The sequence below is a fragment of the Dietzia sp. UBA5065 genome, assembly GCA_002415925.1.
In the GTDB taxonomy this organism is placed as follows: domain Bacteria; phylum Actinomycetota; class Actinomycetes; order Mycobacteriales; family Mycobacteriaceae; genus Dietzia.
On sequence record DIAZ01000096.1, the window covers coordinates 16,645 to 17,858 of the forward strand.

General features: G+C 74.1%; 2 protein-coding genes. One reads left to right on the forward strand and one right to left on the reverse strand.

Features of this window, described 5'->3' with window-relative positions; all coding sequences use genetic code 11:
• A partial coding sequence (locus B4M60_RS07295) for a YaaA family protein (protein ID WP_291081782.1) occupies nucleotides 1-575 on the forward strand: 575 nt, incomplete at its 5' end.
• A gap of 42 nt (nucleotides 576-617) precedes the next feature.
• On the opposite strand, the gene cobA is transcribed toward B4M60_RS07295, so the two are convergent.
• Nucleotides 618-1,214 (reverse strand): uroporphyrinogen-III C-methyltransferase (gene cobA / locus B4M60_RS07300; protein ID WP_291081784.1); only part of this gene is annotated, 597 nt, incomplete at its 5' end.

Consider the following 1,214-nt stretch of genomic DNA (forward strand, 5'->3'; position numbering starts at 1 on the left):
CCGACGGGCTGGCCGAGGAGGTGGAGCTCGACGCGAGGCTCTGGACCTCCCCCACCGCCCCCGCCCTGACGCGCTACACGGGGGTCCTCTACGACGCCCTGGACCAGCGCACGTTCACCTCGGCCACCCGATCACGCGCGGAATCCCGGCTGTGGATCGGCTCGGCGCTGTTCGGACTGATCGCGGCCGCCGATCCGATCCCGCACTACCGGCTCTCGGCGGGGGCCCGGCTGCCCGGCCTCGGCACCCTGCGCGCCACGTGGAGGCCGTCCCTCACCGAGGCCACGGCGCACTGGGCGGGATCGCTGGTGGTGGACCTGCGCTCGGGCGGATACCGCCAGTTGGGCCCCGTCCCGGGGGCGGTCACGGTCGACGTCGTCACCCAGTACGCGGACGGCACCCGCAAGGTGGTCTCGCACTTCTCCAAGTTCCACAAGGGGCTGCTGGCGCGGACCCTGGCCACCTCGCGGGCGGAGATGGACGACGTCGCGGCGGTACTCAGGGTGGCGCGCCGGGCCGGGCACGCTGTCGAACGCACCTCGGAGTCGGTAGTCACCATGGTCACGCGGCCGTGAACCGGGCGGGTCACCGCCCCGGGGGCTAGGGGCCGCCCGGGGTCAGCCCGCGGTGAGGGCGGGGGGCAGCCCGGCGACCTGGCCGATCACCACGATCGCGGGCGGTCGGACGTCCTCCGTCTCGAGCGCGGTCGCCACGCTCCCGAGCGTGCACCGGTAGGTCGCCTGACCGTCGAGGCTCCCGTCGACGATGATCGCGGCCGGGGTGTCGGCGGAGCGCCCCCCCACGAGGAGCGCCTCCGCGATGGCCGGGGTGTTCTTCACGCCCATGAGGACCACGAGCGTGCCGCGCATCCGGGCGAGGGCCTCCCAGTCGATGAGCGACTCCGGGTGCCCGGGCGGGAGGTGGCCCGACACCACCGTCACCTCGTGGGTCATCCCGCGGTTGGTGACGGGGATCCCGGCCAGGGCCGGGACGGCGAGAGCGCTGGAGACTCCCGGGACGACCGTGCAGGGGATCCCCGCCGCGGCGCAGGCCTGAGCCTCCTCGTAGCCGCGCCCGTAGAGGAACGGGTCACCGCCCTTGAGCCTGACCACGAACTTCCCCGCCCGGGCCCGATCCACGAGCACCTCGTTGATGGCCTCCTGGGCCATCGCGCGCCCGTAGGGGATCTTGGCGGCGTCGACGATCTCCACGTC